Here is an 18,954-nt window from a genome sequence, read left to right as displayed (position 1 = left end):
CTTGAAGAAAGTTACAATTAGCCGTCAATGCTCAGCAAAACTGAGCAAAAGTAATTTTTGCGTTACTACAACATATTAAACATTACCTCAATCAAGAAAACCATATGAAAATAAGTCAAGAGGAATATGATGCTTTAGAAAGTGAAATTATTTTGGAATTTGCAGCCAAACAATCACAAAAAGTTCTTTATCAAATGGTAATGGAATGGAATTGGGATTCCTCGAATAGTTTTCTAAATTGGCTGGTAGACAATCCCCTCACCGATAAATCAACGATTTTGATGATTTACTGGAAGTCTGCTCCGAGATATTTTAAACAATTCATGGACAGAAATGAAGTATTGAAAAAACAACCCTATTCCATTAACGACTTTGATTTTGTTGAAAAAGTAGAAAAGAACTACCTTAATGATTTTTATAATTCAAGTATTTTTGAATTTGAACCAAGTTTTTGGGCAGATGAATATGCTGAAATTAAATTAGTTAAGCCGATTCCAGAAATTATGTTCAAAAAGGTTCATGGAAAAATAGTTGAGCATCCGTCTAATTTTACAGAAGGTTGTCCACCCGAATTAGATACTTTACTTGAAGAACTTTATGAAAAATATCATTGAATATAAACATTACAGAAAAATAAAAGGTAAAATAACACTCTACTCTATTATCATACATATACCAAACGTTAACTTTAATTAAGAAAACTAAATTGAAAATTAGAGAAACTCATAGAAATACGTATACCATTTCAACTGATAAGGATAAATTAGATATTTTTAGCATTCACAAATTCCTTGCAAACGAAACCGATTGGGCTAACGGAATTCCAATAGAAACACTGAAAACATCCATTGAAAACTCCTTGAATTTTGGGCTTTATCATGAAGATAAGCAAATTGGCTTTGCAAGAATAATTTCAGACTATTCCACTATTGCATATTTAGGAGATGTTTATATTTTAGATGAATACAGAGGAAAAGGGTTGAGTAAATGGCTAATGAGTGAAATAATGGATCACCCTAACCTTCAAGGATTAAGACGCTGGATATTATTAACCAACACAGCCGAATGGCTTTATAAAAAGTTTGGGTTTACCGAAATACCTAACCCCGAATTTTATATGGAGAAACACAACCCTAAAGTATATAAAGAAAAAGATAAAACTAAAACCGACATGGTATAAAAAATTATCCTGATTTGGGATCACCTAAAGATAAGTGCGTATTTATAAGGTTTGGTTTTTCATAGAAAATCCCTGCTCTAAAATCCGTAACTCTTTTTATGCAAAACGTTGACAACAATCAAAAAATCAGAAAATAGCATGGCAAATATTATTGATTTAAGTCAGGAAATTTATCCAGGAATGCCTATTTATAAAGACCTTCCACAGGTTAAAATGACAATCCATAATTCTCACGAAGAATGGAATGGTATAAAAAATCCAGAGACTAAAACACCAGCAGTACATAAATTAGAATTAGGAGAACATACAGGAACTCATGTTGATGCTATTAATCATATGGAAATTCAACATAAAGGAAAGTCGATTGATAAAATGCCTTTATCGATGTTCTATACTGAAGGGATTTGCTTAGATTTTTCTCATAAAGGATTAAAAGAATTAATAAGACCTGATGAAATAGAAATAGCTTGTAACAAGGCTAATTTAAAAATAAAAAAGGGAGATACTGTATTGTTCTATACGGATCATTATAGAAAAAACTTTAATGGAGAAAATTGGGGTAATGGTCCTGGAATTACCGCTGATTCTGCAAGATTCCTAGGAGAAAAGAAAATATCCGCTTTTGGTGTTGAAACGATGTCGCCAGGTGTTCCTGGTATATCAAATAAAGAAGTTCATCATATCTGCGGTGAATTAAATTTTACGCATTATGAGAATATGATAAATCTTCATTTGTTAATCGGAAAAGGCAGGTTTAGATTTATCGGGTTACCATTAAAAATTAGAGGAGGAACTGGATCTCCAGTACGAGCGGTTGCAATATTCGAAAATGAGTAATAAAAACGGTTCTAGAAGGAATTATAATTCATTAGAGAAAATGAAATTAAAAAAATACAGTTTAATTCTTAATTAAAAAGCTTCTACTTATTTGGTAATTCCTCAAATATAAAATGTATAACTCTTTTTTTATTTTATAGTTTTAAAGTGTTTAGTCCTTTTCTGTAGAGAGTTTATTAGAAAATGATAACCTTAAAATATTTATATTTGACTTAATACCAGCTCCAAATGTATTGTCTATCTCCTACCCTTATATTTCTTATACCAAGATGTTATGCCTAATTATAACCAAGTAGCAAACAATGATAAAATTATTTAGAAAAATTAGACAAAACTTGATTACCGAAAAAAAAATCGGAAAGTATATGAAATACGCTATTGGTGAAATCATACTGGTTGTTATCGGAATACTGATAGCCGTACAGATCAACAATTTGAATATCAAGTATCAAAATGAAGAAAAAGAGATACTCTATCTAACCCGACTTACTACAAATTTAGGTTCAGATATCAAACTATATGAAGGGATAGTAAATAAAGATCGTCTTCTAATCGATACATTAAATCGAGTTCAAAAAAATCTACCAAAATATATTGAATCGATAAAAAATCCCATCGAAGATTTTAATTTTTTAACAGCTGGATATAAGTTCAGCTCTAATACAACGGTAATTGACAATCTTATATCATCAGGGCAAATAGAATTATTGAGAAGTAATTATCTAGTTGAAGATATTTTAGTTTACTACAGACAAACAAAACATGTTGAAGAAACAATTGATAAAGCTATTATCGCTCAAAACAACGAAACAATGAATCATCTTATCTTAAGATTTAATTCTAATAATAGCACCGATAGCAGCTATGTAAAAATTCTGGAAAACTCTATTCTATACAGAACTCACTTAATCGAAAAACAAATAAATAGTTATAATCATCAAAAAAACAGAGCTGATAAACTTATAAACAAGATAAATGAAGAAATTCATTTTATTGAAAATGTTTATTAAAAAAAATGTAAAATACTGATAAGAATACGAAAAAATGTGCTAAATCAAAGCTTTTCCGGAAGGTTAAATCAAAACGAAATGAAATTACCAAAAGTATTGCTTCTTTGTTTTCTAATATTCAGCTTAAGCTGTAAATCACAAGAACAAGTTTCAAGAATTAAAATAGTTCAGCCAACTATACAACAAGAAGCTTCTTCAATTTGGAGAACAATAAATGACATCACTTTTTTTGAAAAACAAGGATATAACATTCGTCTACCAAAAAATTCTTTGATTGACTCTTTAATAGTAAAATCCAAGAATGGAACTTTCGGAAATGAGGACTTTTCTGCAATTTATACACTTGTCGAAACCGAAGTTTTTGATCAAAAGAATTATGAGCTGGCAATACAAAAAGTTAACAATGAGATTGACCTTATGAACAATCTTATCCATCAAATAAGTGATACGAAAAGGAATTGGGACTGGGAGTTTAAAATGTTTGACAATTACAAAGTTGCTTTCACTTTGTATGGAACTGGAGGAAGCTATGACCCAGATCAAGGAACAATCACCTTGCTAACGAACAAAGAAGGCAAGTTTATGAAGTATAAAAATCCTGCTTATACAATAATTCACGAAATCACCCATATGGGAATGGAATATTCAATAGTTCGCAAACACAACCTCCCTCACGGATTAAAAGAAAGAATTATAGACACTTTTGTATATCTAATGTTCCAAGAAAAATTACCAGAATATGAGATCCAGACTATGGGAGATGAAAATATTGATGCGTATTTAAATAAGAAAACAGATATTGAATCACTTAATAAGATAGTATCCGATTTTATGCATAAGTAACTTGCTATAGCAACAAACAACTACTCTTATACTTTTATCCTCTTAGTAAACCTTAGCAATGTTATAATTCAACATATAAACCAACCATATAAATTAAACATGAATCAATTGATAATAACATCTGGTATAGCATTATCATTTATACTATTTCAACTGATATTTCCATATAGATCTCCAAAAAATTTAGATTTTTCAAAAATTGAAGAAAATAAAAAGAAATTTAATCGTCTAGAGAAAATGGCAGTTTTATGGATTTTCCTATCACTTGGGTTTATTAGTTTCCTTGTATTCATATTGGGAACTAACCTTGTAGACATTTTGTTTTCGAATGACTATGAATATATAATGAAACCTTCATCGCTATTTTGGTTTTTACCTGGATTAATTTTAGGATTTGGATTTTTGAGAGTTCCAATGGATTTCATTTATAAATTATATCTAAAAAATGATTACTACCTCTATAAACATTTTACCAATATGAAACATGGATTTGATGGTGAAAAAATATGGAGACCTCTAGAATTAATATTTTCCATAACAGGTATGGTATTTTTTATTCTTGGATTAAACTGGTTTGTTCGAATTAATAGTAATCAAATAGAAATTAATGAATTATTTAATTTGAGATCAAAAACTTACAAGATTGAAAACATAGTTAGTCTAGCTCATAGCGATATATTTTTGACGCAAAAAGGAAAGTCTAAAAGTATTGATCATTACGTGATAGGAATGAATGATGAGTATAAATGGAGTAGTCACGTTTTTGGATTCTTCGCTCTAAAAAAGGATAAAGAATTACTTGGTAAAAAAATTAAAGAATTAAGTGATAAAAAAGGATTGGCAATAAAAGAAGTACAGCACTGAAAATTTTATATGTAATACATAGTAAAACAAATAATTAAAACTTTTCTTTTCCTAATCATATTTCACTTTATTTCAATAGCATTGAGCGGCAAAATTTCCAATATATATAGGACATTGCAAAAACATCTTACATGTGAGTTAGTTATTAAAATTCTGGCTTAATTATTGCTTTAAATAGCAAAAAAATATCATGAAATATTCTTTACTCCTTGCATCTCTTTTCTTTATTGTTTTATTCAAAACATCGTTTTCTCAGGAAAATAATTTAGATGATATTGTTCCAAAAATTATCAAAAAAAACGGTGAGAAGTTTGTAAAAAATAAAAATATAAGTTCTGTCTCTATAGGGATCTATAAAGACGGGCGAGTTTATACAGAACACTTTGGAGAAATAGTGAAAGGCAAGAACAACCCTCCTAACGACAACACTATTTATGAAATCGGTTCTATTTCAAAAACCATCACTGGTTATCTCCTTTCTAAAGCTGTTCTAAATAAAAAAATTAAACTAGAAGATGATATTAGAGTTTATCTAGATGGAAACTATCCAAACTTAGAATATAAGGGCGCACCAATAACAATAAAACACCTAATAACGCATACCAGTGGCTTGCCCACTTTCCTTCCTTCTAAGATGAACGGATTGTATGAAAAACTCACTAAAGAAGTACCCAATGAATATTTCGCATTAGAAAAATCATATGATAAAGAAAAGTTTCAACATGATTTAACAACTGTATCCATAACCACAGAACCAGGTATCCATTATTTGTATTCTAACGCAGGTGCAGAATTAATAGGATACATATTGGAAAAAGTCTATCATAAAAGTATTGACGAGTTATTAAAAGATAATTTCTCCAATACATTTAACATGTCTGCGACAACAATTAAATTAGACTCTCTCCAAGCTAAAAACCTTGTTCGTGGGTATTGGATGGACAGTGAAACACTTGCTCCCAATAATTTGAATCCTCTTTGGGGAACTGCAGGCGGAATTAAAATGACAATCACCGATATGATGCGCTATATCAAATTACAACTAGATGATAACAACCCCATAGTTTCTGAATCTCATAAAGCACTTTATGAAATACGCAGTCCATTGCAAATAGGGTATTACTGGAGAATTTGGAAAGATAAGTATGGAACTTCATACAATCATCACGGCGGAACAAGTGGTACTCAGAATTGGTTATTCATTTATCCAAAATATAATCTGGGGATTTCGATTATAACGAATCAGAGCGGTCCTAAAACACCGAAGCTACTAAATAAAACAGCCCAAAAAATGCTTAAAGAATTGATAAAAGAATAAAACAATAAATTATATCCTGTATCGCTTATTATAACTTAATTTCCAGACAAAATTCGTTGCAGATTTACTACTTTAGTGATTCATCTTAATGTTTCATAAGATAATTTACCAACGAGCTGTATACAAAATCGTTTACAATACTGAAGCACCAAATCCATTGACAAAAACATATGCCGAAAGTCCAAGAATACAGAGAAAAACTAAATCTTACGCAACAGGAATTAGCCGAAAAATCTGGAGTATCCATTAGAACAATCCAAAGAATCGAAGCTGGTGCAACATTAAAAGGCCATACCTTAAATGTGTTGGCAGATGCTTTAAATATTGAAAAAGACTTATTGGTTGATAAGAAATCACAAGAAAATATTAACCTGCAATGGGTCAAATGGATTAACCTATCTTCCTTACCCGTTTTAATCATTCCTTGTTTAAATATTTTACTCCCTATCATTATCATTTATAAGAAAAAGGAATTCAATACATTGACCAAACAAATTGTATCCCTTCAAATTTTATGGACGATCATCTCCACTATAGTATTTTTTCTCAGTCCATTTTTTCATAGGATTTTTGAAACTGAAATTCGAATAACATTACCCGTTTTGATCATTTCAGTATTGGTAAACATACTTATGATCTTAATAAACGCCTTTGCTTTATCCAAAAACAAAACCCTTCGTATTAAATTGAATTTCAGCATCATATAATTTATGTCGTAAAACTGTCGGCTTTTTTTCGTATTGTTTTCGTGCTTCTATATGTATAAAATTTGGACTATTGCGCCAAAGTCACATTTAAACACAGAAAACAACAATGAAATATTTAAAACGAATACTATTTACGTTATTAAGCATGTTATCTTTATCTACTAATAGTCAGGTTTCTAAAGAATCAAAACTATTCCAAGAATTAAAAAAGATTGACAGTTTATTTTTTACACAAGGCTTCAATAATTGTAATTTTCAAATTTTAGAACAATACATACCCCAAAACTTTGAGTTTTATCATGATGAAAATGGAGTACAAAACAAAGAAGAATTTCTTAGAGGATTTAAAAAAAGTATTTGTTCAAATCCTGACAGAAAACCAATACGAAAGGTTGTTGAAGAAAGTCTCGAAGTTTATAGACTAAAGAATAACGGTGAAACCTATGGAGCTATTCAAAAAGGGATACATTTATTTTACATAAAAGAACCTCGTAAGAAGTTATTACTCACCAATATTGCGAAATTCACTTCGGTTTGGCGTCTTGATCAAGGACAATGGAAGCTTACAAGAGTGCTAAGTTATGACCATAAAGAACCTGAAGCTGATTATGGAAAAGGATTTCATGCTAACTATCCAATGCCTTTATTCGACAATGATCTCAAAATAGAATCTTTACTAAAAAAACATAAAATCTCATCAATTTCTATTGGACTAATACAACAAGGTAAAGTATCTCAAATTAGAAACTTTGGTGTACAAAAGGATACTATAAAGACTGGGATAAACACCTTTTACAAAGTAGCCTCTTTAACCAAACCAATCGTTGCAAACGTAGTATTAAAACTAGTTGATAAGAAAATATTAGATTTAGACGAACCGCTATCTCAATACTATGTGGACAAGGACTTAAAACACCATCCATATATAAACAAGTTAACCATTAGAAATATATTATCTCATCAATCTGGCTTTCCGAATTGGAGATACCTTACCGAAACAAAAAAACTACATTTTAAAAGAGAACCTGGAACTCAATGGGAATATTCTGGAGAGGGTTTTGAATATCTAAGAAAAGTTATTGAAAATAAACTTCAAAGACGTTTGGAAAATATTGCACAAGAGATCCTATTTGATCCTTTAAAAATGAGAAACACCTCTTTTTATTGGACAAAGCATCTTGACGATAACTTATATGCGGTTGAACATGATGAAAATGGTAAACAGATCCCTTTCGAAAAATATACTAAGGTCAATGCTGCTGCAAACTTATTAACTACGGCAGAAGATTATTCTAAATTTTTAGCTCACGTACTTAATGGAGCTGGATTATCAAAAGAGTTATACAAAGAGTTTATAAAGCCGCAAACCAAAGAGAAAGATGGAATCTTCTGGGGATTAGGTATGCAGATACTACCAAATTTGGATAAAAATGAAACGGTTTTAATGCACACAGGAGGAGATTATGGAACCAAGACAATTGCTATCATATCATTAAAATCGAAAAAAGGATTAGTGCTATTTACCAATTCCGAAAATGGTATGGTGTTATGGCAAAAACTATTAAATGAATATTTCCCAGATTATGGAAGTGAAATTATGAGAAGAAATATGAAATAGTTCTGTATACAATAACCTATTATGGCCATAGTAACTTGAACGATAAGACAGGCCATCTGCCTATTCTAGAAATGGTAAAGTAATGAGCAAAATAACTAGCTAGCAACCAAAGTATAATTTTTGTCTAAAATTAGAGTAACATTTTACGCTGATATGATACTTATTAAATATTATTAAGTGCTTTTTGAAATAAAAATGAAATACATATCTATAATTTTTCTATTGACAACTTCTATCATTTACTCGCAAGAATCTGCGATGTTTGATAGAAGTTTTCATCATAGAACTGATGATTCTAAAAGTAAGAACAAAAGAGAATATTTTTTAAGAGATAGTTTAGTTGAAATTAAAGATTATTATAAAAATAAACTTTTTAGAACTGGTAAATTTTATGGATTCACCGATTTAAACAACCTTGATGAATTTATCTGGTACAACTCTAACAATCAATATGATAAAAACCCTAAATTAAAAACAAAAAACAGAAAAGGAATAGTGCAATACTTTAATAAAGAAGGCAAACAAACTTCCGAGCAATTATTCATTGAAAACAAAACAAAATTTATTCAAATATGGAATAAAGACAAAACATATTTGATTAATGGTTCCGGAAAATATCAATGCAATTCAGACAAAAAGAATGAAAAACTTGTCAGAATTTTTAAAGATTCTGTTGAGATAGAGGGTTATGTTGTTCGGGAATTGAAAAGTGATACCATTTATTATAAGACTGATACAAAAGCATATCCCAAAAATGGACTTAAATCTTTTTATAAAGATTTGGCAAAAAACATAAAATATCCAGGATTTGCCAAACTATTAGGAATTGATAAAAGAATAACGGTAGAATTTGTAGTCAATGAGAATGGAAAGTTGACTGATTTTGAACCATTAAATAATAAAAGTTTAAACTTTGAAAAAAAAGCAATCAAAAAGTTAGAGAAAATGCCAAAATGGGAACCAGCTACTTTGAATGGAAAAAATGTAAAAACCAGATTTAAAATACCGTTAACATTTAAACATTAAGAACTATAAAAACCACTTTTATTGCATACTTATACAGAAAATTGTTACAAAAATTTTAGTCTATAGTTTACTACAGTTAACTAATTCTAAAATGCTCAATGTCCTATAGGGGAACCTGTATTTAAAATAAAACCATAAATTAATGATTCCCGACTTTTTAAAGAAATTCGAATCTGACTTAAAAAAATACGAACGTGAATTTGTTCGCATAATAGCTAAACCACAAAAAGAAAAGCCTCTGGAGGATAATTTGGATCTAAAAGACAACAAATTTCTCGGGATACCATTCTTTCCAATTAATAAAGAATATCCCAAAGATCAAAATGGAAAACCAATGATAATGATTGCTCAACTAAACTTTGAGCAAATACCGGAACTAGATTTGTTTCCAAAAAATGGAATCCTTCAACTTTTTTTGTCACCTTCAGATTGGTATCTAGATGGCTCGGCTATTGTATACCATACATTTGAAGAGTTAACTAAAGAAACTTTGAGCGACTTTTCATTTATTCAAGAAAAGGATTATGATGAAATGCCTGTTTTTAAACTTCATCGACTATCATTCGAAAAAGGAATTGATAAAGGAGCGTCAGAAGATTCTCAGTTTGATTATCTTTTTGACGATATGGATTACTGGGATTTTACAGAAAACCTCACTGAAGAAAAGGAGAAACAATTTGGAGAATATTTTGATGCAATGGGACATAAAATTGGTGGATATGCAGAATTCACACAATCCGACCCTAGAGATTGCAATGACGGGCAAAGCGATGACATACAAGTTTTACAAATAGATGTTGACGACCACATAATGTTTGGAGATAGTGGTATTGGACATATTTTTATTGATAAAGAAAGTTTACTTGAAAAAGACTTTTCCAAAGCTTATTTTTATTGGGATTGCTGTTAAAAAATTATATTTATTGATTTATAAAAAATAGTACCATTATAAAACACAAACAATCTAAAAATGGTATCAAAAATGGAAAAACGAAAAGAAATATCTACTGGAATTTTATTTAAAAAATACTTTTTGTCTTGGTTTACTATTTTGGGGTTATTCATTATTACCAAACTTGCAAATGCTAACTCTGGATTCTTGATTTATGCTATATGGACTTTGGCAATATTGTTTTCTATTTTATGTATTTGCCTTAAAAAAGTGGAGTTTACTTCAGAACTTGTTTATTTTAATGGTAAAGCTTTTAATTATAATCAAATAAAAGATCTAAAAGTATTTGATTTCAATAAGGATACTTTTTATCTTTTTATAACCGATTCAGATAACATTTTTAATAAATATCATTTTACACAGTTAGGTTTTGGTCAAAAAATAGGATATCTAGGATTATTTAAAATGATATTTTCAAAGACTTTGGATAAAAAACTACCTCTTGCTCAATTCCTCGAACTTTTAAAAGAAAAATCCGACATAAAATCGAAAATCAATTAAAAATAAAATGTAGAACGATAAATATTAGCTCTCATTAGGTCGATGATGAATCAAAAAAAATATCAAAATATAATACAATCAAGTAATGACGAACGTTATGAATATCTAGTTCGTAAAGTTGCCGACTTTGAAACTATATATCTAATTTATGGAAGGTTTTGGCAAATAGGTACATTTAATATAAACGGTGCTGAATGTATATTGGTTTTTCCTGAAAAAGACTTTGCTGAACAGCATATAAAGTCGGAAGAATCTAAAAGTGTAAAGAAGAAAAGTTTAAATAAATTCATTCATTGGTTAGAAAAAGATAAATCTAACAAATTGAATTTAGCCGTTTTCCCAAATCAACAAAACGAAGTTAAAATTGTAAGCGCATCCGAATTTAAGAATGATCTACTAAAAGAATGTGAGCAATATGAATAAAACCATTAATTATTAGCTCATTTCTTTACAGAATTACACTTTATATTATACAACCCAATCATAACCCAGACTAAATAATTCTATGAAATAAGGTAACATATCTTCCTATCAAGATACAAAGTATTAAACGTTATAACCAATTTGAAAGCCATGAAGATCAAAATACAAATATTAGCATGTTGTCTCTTAGCATCCTGTAGTTCTCAATTACATAAAATAAATGATGTCTCAGATATAGAAAAGTTAGCTGGAGCACTTAATATTGAACTTCAAATGGAAAAAATAGAACCTATTTGTAGCGAAATTGGACTTCAGCAAGTCGAAAAATTTCTTGAAAGTAAATCAGAACGTGAACAGACAGAATATATTCTTAAAGTCGGATCATATCTTGGAGAATGTATAATTAAATCCTATGGAGGTGAATGGATTGAACACGAGCCTGGAATATGGGGGATTAAATTATCTGACAACAATCTTGTATTCCCTATTGGAAAAGTTCAGAAATTTGTAAATGATCCTACTGGAGAGTCTTTCTCATCCATGTATGGAATCATCCCAGTAGTTTTTGAATTAAATAAAAAACCATAACAAAATATATTTTTCTTTATCACTCCGATACAACAATATGCGTCTACAATCCTAAATCCATTAAAAAGCATAACACTTGATTCACGATAAAAACAAATACCAAATTTTAGATAAAAATAAAATTAGACTTTCTGGTTTAGTTTCAAAATACGGGATGAATACCTCAGGAACCCTTTTTGCCATTCTACACCCTAACAAAATGGATGCGTCATGGAATCATTACAGGTTAGTTGGGATTTCTCTCGACAAAGGAATTATATGGGAACATGAAACATCTGACTTTAAACCTAATGAATTGAGAATCTCGGATAACGGAGATGCTTATATTAGTTATGCCAACGAAATACGACAGGTATCTCAGGATGGAAAGATTCAAAAATCAATAATGTTCAAAATAAATGCGCATCAAGAAATTGGAAGCTTCGCACTAATTAATGATGGGTTTCTCATTACTCTTCAAGGAAAAGGTAAACCAAATGCTAAAGTCCAACGAACTACATTGGATGGAGAGGTAATTTGGGAATCTCCGATTCCATCAAAAGACATATCTTACAAAGGGTTAGTTCAAATGAGTGCAAAAGATAATTGGGAAGCAAGAGAGGCACCTCCTTGGAATCCTAAATCCTGGAATTGTTTAACTAATAACGAAATAGTTATTTCAGGTAAAAATGTCCTAGTTAATTATTTTGAGTTTCCTGGTAGCGCAATTGGTATATCTTTTTGTTTAAATATCAATACCGGTAGTATACAATGGCAAACAAAACCAGCACCATTTGAATCAGTTTGTGGGCTAAAAAATGGCGAATTCTTAATCGGTCATCAAGGATATGGAGCTTTTGACACAAATTTATACAGTAAAGATGGTAAGATAATTGAAAAATGGGAATCTGTGGGCGCCGTGGTAGTGAATTCTAATGATGAAATCTTCGCTATTGAAATGGACAACAATACCTCCTCTAAACTACATTTTGTAGAATTAAAAAAAGGAGGTAAAGTAAAAAAGGGAAAAAGGATTCCAGGTTATTATATTATTAATCCCGTGATTGATGATTTAGGAAACACTATATTTTGGAGAAATAACGAACTAATGATTATGGATCACAGAGGAATTTTGCACAAGCTATTTTCTGTTGAACCCACTGAACGAGATTGGACTTCTGATCGAATGTTATTATATAAAAAAGGAATTTTAGTATTTTCAGTAAATGAAAATTTATACGTTCTGAAAACCACTCTTGGAAACCTTGAAAAAAGTTCGTGGCCCTGTAAGTATGCAAATAATGAAAGAAACCCAATAATAAAAATATAGATTGACACTAGATTAAAATCTATTTTCAAATAACCATTATGTGAAATTTAGAAGTAATTGAGTTTGGAAGGAAAAATCATAGAAAATATTGAGCAACTATTCAAAAAATATCCTGAACTAATTAAAACTGGATCTAAAACGAAACAAAGTATTTTTCAAAAAATTAAAAGAAAAATACAGAATAAGATTCCAAATTGGTACAATCAAATTCTAACTGAATATCCAATGAAAGGTTTGAAAATTGGAATTCCATTTAACTACGGTTGGGAATCATTAAAAGATAAAAAACAAAACGAGCTTCCTTTTATGATTACATCATTGAACAGCCTAAATGATATTGAATTCATGGCTAATAAGGAATTTCCTGGTTGCGAATTAATTAAAGCTGGATATATCTGTATTGCTCCTAACGAAAATAATGATGGTGATGGTTTTTACATCAATACTAAAGAAAAAAATCCAAGCGTAATTTACATATATCACGATTGTGGAGAAAGTACTTCTGAATTAATTAAGAATGGGCAAATTATAAGTAAGTCCTTCTCCGACTTCTTAGCAATTATTCGCCCAACTAAGTTTGCCGAAAAGTGGTTAGACGAAAATGAAGAATTATGGAAATAGAATACATTTTCCGCAACATATCTGATCATGATAGTATAGTAACAAAGTTAAGCTAACAATTAAAATAATGATAAGAAAACTAGTCTTAATAGTAGGATTAATAGTCATCATAATAGTATTCCTGAAATTCGGGAGGTCGATCTATATCCCCTTACTTAACAAAGTAAAAGGAAAAGAAACTGTTAAGTCAAGAATAGAGCGCATTGAAAAAGACGTTTGGAATCGACTCGAAAAAAATTTAGAGATAGCAGGTTATAAAATGGACTATCCACAAGAGATTATTCTTGTTGCTTTTAAAGAGGAAAGAACACTACAGGTTTATTCGAAAGATTACAGTGGAATTAAACTAATTAAAGAATATCCTTTCACAGCATTTAGTGGTCAATTAGGTCCTAAGTTAAAAGAAGGTGACAAACAAATTCCTGAAGGTATCTATAAAGTAGAATATTTAAACCCTAACAGCGCATATTATTTATCCGTAAAAGTGAGTTATCCAAACGAATTCGACAAATCAAAAACTGAATTTACAAATATTTCGGAAATGGGTGGAGATATATTCATACATGGAAAATCTGCAACAATCGGATGCATTCCAATTGGAGATCAAGCCATAGAAGAAGTATTCTTATTGACACAAAAAGCGATAAACAACGATATTAAAGTAATTATTAGTCCTAGAGATTTTAGAATAAACTCAGAATACCCAAAAATTGAAGAAATTAATTGGGAAAATGAACTATACGAAATGATACATAACGAATTAAAAACACTACCTAACAACAGGTAAGGTTCATAGGTAGTAAACAAAGAAACTACAACTACTCTTTCAGCTAGTTATCATAGATCGGAAATTTCTCTAAATATCCCTCACTCTCCTACCCTTTTATTAAATTAGTATCTATAATAACCTAAATCCTTTTTAACCAGAATCTCACGATAAAGGAAATACACATTATGAATCGAAGAAAGTTTATAAAGACAGGAGCGATTAGTAGTGCATCCATACTTGCCTATCCTTCTATGAATTTCCACAATACTACTAATTATAAATTGGGATATCAGTTATTCTCCATAAGGGATAGAATGAAAACAGATCCCTTAGATACACTAAAGAAATTAAAATTAGCAGGGTATCAAGATTTTGAAATTTATGGATATGATGCAACTAAAAACAAAATTTATGGATTTAGTCCTAAAGAGTTTTACACAATATTAAATGATTTAGGGTTAACCGTTTCCAGCGGACATTATGGTTTTTCAGATTACTTAAACAAATCAGATGTAGTCCTAGAAAAATATGTTGACAAATGTATAGTAGCAGCCAAAGAACTAAAAAGTAAATATATTACATGGCCTTGGTTAGATCCGAAACAGAGAACAATAGAAAATTTTAAACTACTGTCATCCAAATTAAACAAAATTGGCGAACAAGTATCTAAATCAGGATTAGGTTTTGCGTATCATAATCATGGTTTCGAATTTGAAAAACATAATGGAACTAGCGGATATCAAATTATATTAAATGAAACGGATCCTGCACTTGTAAAACTTCAATTAGATATGTATTGGGTTATGCATTCATCTGATAAAACGCCAAAAGAAATTGTTGCTAGTCAACCGGGAAGAATCGTTATGTGGCATATAAAAGATATGGACAAACAAACTCGGGATTATACAGAATTAGGAAATGGCTCTATCAATTACAAAGAGGAATTACCAGATCCTAAACAGTCAGGACTAGATTTTTTTTATATAGAACAAGGTGGAAATTTTACCGTAAACTCTATGCAAAGCGCCATCGATAGCGCTAATTATTTTAATAAAAACTTAAAAGCCAAATTGTAGGAAGAAGTATTATTTGGTTATTGTAGTAAATAAGGCTTTAGATGATTCCATGACAAAATGATTGTTCTTACCTTATTAGTAAAAAAAATAATCGTCAAATTTTCGGTTGCTGAATAAATTTCATCTTGAGTCCTTTGTTTAAAATAACAAACAAATGAAATTTAAAGACTTACACAATCAAGAAAAACCATTACTTATTGGAAATGTATGGGATGTTACCAGTACCAAAACTGCCGAAAAATTGAATTTCCAAGCCATTGGTACTTCTAGTTCTGCCATTGCTCAAATTTTAGGATATAGAGATGGAGAGGAAATGGAATTTTCAGAAATGGAATATATGGTGAAGAGAATAGCTCTAAACACAAAACTTCCATTGTCAGTAGATTTAGAATCAGGATATGGTGATAAACCAAAAGAAATTGTTGATCGAATTAAAAGATTAGTTGCGTTAGGAGTGGTTGGAATTAATATTGAAGATAGCTTAGTTACCCAAAAAAGAATTCTATTAGAAGCTGATAGATTTGCAAACACATTAGCCGAAATAAAAGAACTTTTGGAAAAAGATAAGATTGATATTTTTCTAAATGTGAGAACAGATACATTTATGCTACTTCAGGAAAACATCATTGAAGAAACAAAAAAAAGAATTCAGCTATATGAAGATGCTGGCGCTGATGGAATTTTCATACCTTGTATAGAAAGAGAAGTTGATATCAAAACAATCGTTGATTCAACTAATTTACCACTTAATGTGATGTCCATGCCTAATCTCCCAAACTTTGATACACTATCCAAATTAGGTGTAAAACGAATAAGTAATGGTAATTTCCTTTTTGATAAAATGTATCGCCTATTTGAGCAAATAACAGCAACAGTATTAAACGAAAAATCATTTAATCCCATTTTTTAATGCTTATAACTGACAACAAAAAAATAGAATTATATTACCAAGCTTTACTAGAAAGGAATCAGAGCTTTGTAGGTATCTTTTTTGTTGGTGTAAAAACAACCTCTGTTTTTTGCATTGCTACTTGTAGAGCACGAAAACCAAAAAAGGAAAATGTTGAGTTTTACACTAATTTTAAAGAAGCTTTAAATAATGGTTACAGACCTTGTAAAGTTTGTAAGCCAACACAAAATGCAAATCAAGCACCAGAACAAGTCGAAAGTGCAATTATATTAGTAAAAGAAAACCCTAAAGAGAAAATAACGGATTATCAGTTAAGACAAAAAGGTATTAGCCCAGAAGTGGTTAGAAGGTGGTTTAAAAAAAATTATGGTATGACTTTTCATGCATATCAAAGAATGTATAGAATTAATAATGCTTTTCAAGAACTTAAACAAGGAAAGAAAACTACAGCCACCGCTTTCGATACTGGTTATGAATCACTAAGTGGTTTTGGATATACTTTTAAAAAATTAGTAGGAAAATCACCAAAAAATAGTGCAGAAAAAAATCTAATACTCATCAACCGTCTCACAACACCTTTAGGGCCAATGTTTGTTTGTGCAACTAATAATGGAATTTGTTTACTAGAGTTTGTTGACAGAAGAATGCTGGAAACAGAATTTAAAGACTTACAAAAGTTATTAAAAGCAAATATCATCTCTGGGGAAAATGAACATATCAAGCAAGTCAAAAAAGAGATTAAAGAATACTTTGATGGTTCTAGAAAAACTTTTGATGTAAAACTCGAAACCCCAGGAACTGATTTTCAAAACTTAGTTTGGAAATGTTTGCAGCAAATCGCATATGGAACAACGACAACGTATGAAAAACAAGCTAAAAAAATCAATAATCCAAAAGCAATTAGAGCAGTCGCCTCGGCGAATGGTTATAATCGTATTGCGATTATCGTACCTTGCCATAGAGTAATCGGAAAAAATGGAAATATGACTGGCTACGGAGGAGGAATTGAACGAAAAAAATGGTTAATTGAACACGAACATAAAAATGCCAGTAGATAACAACAAATGAAAAACATTTTTAAATCCTACTGAAAAAATAAAAAAATTTAAATCAGTTTAAATAGCAATATATAATGTCATTATACAAAAAAGTAGCAACTATAGGTGGGCGATTTTTTAAGTTGAAAACGCTCTTTAAGTACGGTTTCAATTATTCGCCAATGTATAGAAGAAGTACTGCAAAAGTAATTGAAGTTTCAGAAGACTTACTAGAAGTCAAAATAAAACTTCCTATAAGCTATAAGAACAGAAATTATGTAAATTCTATTTTTGGCGGTAGTATGTTTTCTGCGGTAGATCCGATACCAATGGTTCAACTAATTAATCTTCTGGATGACGATTATGTGGTCTGGGATAAATCTGCTGAAATCTTCTTCAAAAAACCTGCAAAAGAAGATTTATATGCACGTTTTACTTATACAACAGAAGAACTAGACTCCATTAAACAGCAAGTCTCAGAAAAAAATGAAATCGAAATTTTGAAAAACACAGTACTCACTAATAAAAATGAAGCAACCATCTTTTGTGAAGTAAAAAAAACAATCTATGTTGCTAATAAGAACTACTACAAACAAAAGCGAAAGCAAGCTAGAACTGCACTGAAATAAACCGTCTAATTGCAACTACTAAACCTCATTAAAGGTTACATTGTGTTTTACAATTTCCTCTTGTATATACTGGATTTTCTTACCTGTCCATATTTTGTCCATAGCAAAAACTAGGTGCAGGTAGTATTTTGAAATAGGTTTGCCTTGTTGAATCTAAAAAACAAAATATTATGAAAACATTAAAGTTCACAATCTTTATTTCAGTATTGTTAGCATTTGCTACTGCTTGTAGTACCGACGATGGTATTCTAGAGCCACAAACAGAATCTTTTAAAATAAAAGCAGTCTCCATTGTCTCACGACAATTTCCAGATACAGAAGGAGATGCTCTCGAACTTTATGGAAGAATCAGTACAACTATAGCAGTTGGCGATACTACTGAAGAACATATTCTGTGGGAACGAAATCGCGACTTTTTCGAATCAATAGGTACTCAAGAATTCTTGATCAATTCCGAAGGGTCTGAACATACTTTTACGATTACCCAAGATGAAATACTAAATGGAGCAGAATTTAGATTTTATACGCAAATGTATGATAGAGATCCAGATGGGAATATCGATGATTATTTAGGAAATGAACTTCGATCTCAATTTGTACAAGTTTTTCGTACAGTATCCAATGAAAACAATCCTGTAGAATTCGAATTTAGACTTACAGAATTTACTGGAGTAGATGTACGAGTTCGGTTTTCTGTTGAACATATACGATAAACACTATTAAGGAGGTAATTTAT

22 protein-coding genes are annotated in these 18,954 nt (G+C 30.3%); all 22 read left to right on the top strand.

Annotation, left to right across the window (positions count from 1 at the left end):
- The first annotated feature begins 104 nt into the window (after positions 1 to 104).
- The gene (locus tag ACWNT5_RS20395; protein WP_299609598.1) at positions 105 to 614 is read left to right on the top strand and encodes a DUF4274 domain-containing protein; all 510 of its coding nucleotides are present in this window, start codon (positions 105 to 107) and stop codon (positions 612 to 614) included.
- Between the two features lie 92 nt (positions 615 to 706).
- Complete coding sequence (locus tag ACWNT5_RS20390; RefSeq protein ID WP_299609595.1) at positions 707 to 1,180, top strand: GNAT family N-acetyltransferase; 474 nt, start codon at positions 707 to 709, stop codon at positions 1,178 to 1,180.
- A 138-nt stretch (positions 1,181 to 1,318) separates the two neighbouring features.
- On the top strand, positions 1,319 to 2,017 hold the full coding sequence (locus ACWNT5_RS20385; protein WP_299609592.1) for a cyclase family protein: 699 nt from the start codon (positions 1,319 to 1,321) through the stop codon (positions 2,015 to 2,017).
- Positions 2,018 to 2,319: 302 nt separating this feature from the next.
- A complete protein-coding gene (locus tag ACWNT5_RS20380; protein ID WP_456518426.1) occupies positions 2,320 to 3,027 on the top strand; it encodes a DUF6090 family protein in 708 nt (235 codons plus the stop codon).
- 78 nt (positions 3,028 to 3,105) lie between these two features.
- Positions 3,106 to 3,870, top strand: coding sequence for a hypothetical protein (locus ACWNT5_RS20375; RefSeq protein WP_299609586.1), 765 nt, complete (start codon positions 3,106 to 3,108; stop codon positions 3,868 to 3,870).
- A 99-nt stretch (positions 3,871 to 3,969) separates the two neighbouring features.
- Positions 3,970 to 4,734 carry a hypothetical protein gene (locus ACWNT5_RS20370; RefSeq protein WP_299609584.1) on the top strand — a complete coding sequence of 255 codons (765 nt, stop codon included), beginning with the start codon at positions 3,970 to 3,972 and terminating at the stop codon, positions 4,732 to 4,734.
- A gap of 190 nt (positions 4,735 to 4,924) precedes the next feature.
- Positions 4,925 to 6,052, top strand: coding sequence for a serine hydrolase domain-containing protein (locus ACWNT5_RS20365; RefSeq protein WP_299609582.1), 1,128 nt, complete (start codon positions 4,925 to 4,927; stop codon positions 6,050 to 6,052).
- Positions 6,053 to 6,222: 170 nt separating this feature from the next.
- Positions 6,223 to 6,759: a helix-turn-helix domain-containing protein gene (locus tag ACWNT5_RS20360; RefSeq protein ID WP_299609578.1), complete on the top strand. Its 537-nt coding sequence runs from the start codon at positions 6,223 to 6,225 to the stop codon at positions 6,757 to 6,759.
- Between the two features lie 106 nt (positions 6,760 to 6,865).
- Positions 6,866 to 8,377 (top strand): class A beta-lactamase-related serine hydrolase, encoded by a 1,512-nt coding sequence (locus ACWNT5_RS20355; protein ID WP_299609574.1) that lies wholly within the window; start codon positions 6,866 to 6,868, stop codon positions 8,375 to 8,377.
- A gap of 195 nt (positions 8,378 to 8,572) precedes the next feature.
- Positions 8,573 to 9,403, top strand: a complete 831-nt coding sequence (locus ACWNT5_RS20350) for an energy transducer TonB (protein WP_456518425.1) — start codon at positions 8,573 to 8,575, stop codon at positions 9,401 to 9,403.
- Positions 9,404 to 9,545: 142 nt separating this feature from the next.
- Positions 9,546 to 10,313: a YwqG family protein gene (locus ACWNT5_RS20345; protein ID WP_299609568.1), complete on the top strand. Its 768-nt coding sequence runs from the start codon at positions 9,546 to 9,548 to the stop codon at positions 10,311 to 10,313.
- Positions 10,314 to 10,385: 72 nt separating this feature from the next.
- Positions 10,386 to 10,856 carry a hypothetical protein gene (locus ACWNT5_RS20340; protein WP_456518424.1) on the top strand — a complete coding sequence of 157 codons (471 nt, stop codon included), beginning with the start codon at positions 10,386 to 10,388 and terminating at the stop codon, positions 10,854 to 10,856.
- Between the two features lie 45 nt (positions 10,857 to 10,901).
- Positions 10,902 to 11,279, top strand: a complete 378-nt coding sequence (locus ACWNT5_RS20335) for a DUF2750 domain-containing protein (protein ID WP_299609562.1) — start codon at positions 10,902 to 10,904, stop codon at positions 11,277 to 11,279.
- A gap of 150 nt (positions 11,280 to 11,429) precedes the next feature.
- A complete protein-coding gene (locus ACWNT5_RS20330; protein WP_299609561.1) occupies positions 11,430 to 11,867 on the top strand; it encodes a hypothetical protein in 438 nt (145 codons plus the stop codon).
- A 76-nt stretch (positions 11,868 to 11,943) separates the two neighbouring features.
- Positions 11,944 to 13,176 (top strand): hypothetical protein, encoded by a 1,233-nt coding sequence (locus ACWNT5_RS20325; RefSeq protein ID WP_456518423.1) that lies wholly within the window; start codon positions 11,944 to 11,946, stop codon positions 13,174 to 13,176.
- A gap of 63 nt (positions 13,177 to 13,239) precedes the next feature.
- Positions 13,240 to 13,797: a hypothetical protein gene (locus ACWNT5_RS20320; protein ID WP_299609558.1), complete on the top strand. Its 558-nt coding sequence runs from the start codon at positions 13,240 to 13,242 to the stop codon at positions 13,795 to 13,797.
- Between the two features lie 67 nt (positions 13,798 to 13,864).
- Positions 13,865 to 14,584, top strand: coding sequence for a L,D-transpeptidase family protein (locus tag ACWNT5_RS20315; protein ID WP_456518422.1), 720 nt, complete (start codon positions 13,865 to 13,867; stop codon positions 14,582 to 14,584).
- Positions 14,585 to 14,751: 167 nt separating this feature from the next.
- Entirely contained in the window at positions 14,752 to 15,642 is an 891-nt protein-coding gene (locus tag ACWNT5_RS20310) for a sugar phosphate isomerase/epimerase family protein (protein ID WP_456518421.1), read from the top strand.
- A 154-nt stretch (positions 15,643 to 15,796) separates the two neighbouring features.
- Positions 15,797 to 16,552 (top strand): isocitrate lyase/PEP mutase family protein, encoded by a 756-nt coding sequence (locus ACWNT5_RS20305; protein WP_456518420.1) that lies wholly within the window; start codon positions 15,797 to 15,799, stop codon positions 16,550 to 16,552.
- Entirely contained in the window at positions 16,552 to 17,610 is a 1,059-nt protein-coding gene (locus tag ACWNT5_RS20300) for a bifunctional transcriptional activator/DNA repair enzyme AdaA (RefSeq protein ID WP_456518419.1), read from the top strand. Before ACWNT5_RS20305 ends, ACWNT5_RS20300 begins: the two co-directional genes overlap by 1 nt.
- Positions 17,611 to 17,684: 74 nt before the next feature.
- Complete coding sequence (locus ACWNT5_RS20295) at positions 17,685 to 18,218, top strand: DUF4442 domain-containing protein (RefSeq protein WP_456518418.1); 534 nt, start codon at positions 17,685 to 17,687, stop codon at positions 18,216 to 18,218.
- Positions 18,219 to 18,388: 170 nt separating this feature from the next.
- Positions 18,389 to 18,931: a hypothetical protein gene (locus ACWNT5_RS20290; RefSeq protein WP_456518417.1), complete on the top strand. Its 543-nt coding sequence runs from the start codon at positions 18,389 to 18,391 to the stop codon at positions 18,929 to 18,931.
- The last annotated feature ends 23 nt before the right edge of the window (positions 18,932 to 18,954 follow it).

This window comes from Aquimarina sp. 433 (genome assembly GCF_054054605.1).
The sequence above is the reverse complement of the archived record's forward strand: the minus strand, read 5'-3'. Positions and strand labels throughout refer to the sequence as shown.